Origin of the sequence: Pseudomonas sp. SIMBA_041 (assembly GCF_046535095.1) — a bacterium.
GTDB lineage: Bacteria > Pseudomonadota > Gammaproteobacteria > Pseudomonadales > Pseudomonadaceae > Aquipseudomonas > Aquipseudomonas mucoides.
In genome coordinates, this window is record NZ_JAWRXJ010000381.1 from 1 (window position 1) to 267 (window position 267).

General features: G+C 41.2%; 1 protein-coding gene. It reads right to left on the reverse strand.

Annotated features, from left to right (window positions below; all coding sequences use genetic code 11):
- On the reverse strand, positions 1 to 248 hold a 248-nt coding region (locus SB725_RS31575; protein WP_410923365.1), incomplete at its 3' end, for a hypothetical protein.
- Between the last annotated feature and the right edge of the window lie 19 nt (positions 249 to 267).

Here is a 267-nt window from a genome sequence, read left to right on the forward strand (position 1 = left end):
GGTTCCAGAGTTTTGATGAGATTTTGTCCTGTTCTGAGGAGCGATTGTCTTTCTGTAACTCTTTGTTTGTCTGTAATCAGTATTTCTCCTGATACATCTGCCTGACCAATTGTTCCGATTGAAGTTTTGGTATCATAATTCCCGATTTTCTGATAGTTGGCATCGGGTGGATCTCCTGAGGTCCAGGAGGAAAGTGCCAGCGGAACTATTGCAAGACCCGCGAGTAGCAGCTTTTTGTAGTTTTTCATGGTTAATATTTATTTTAAG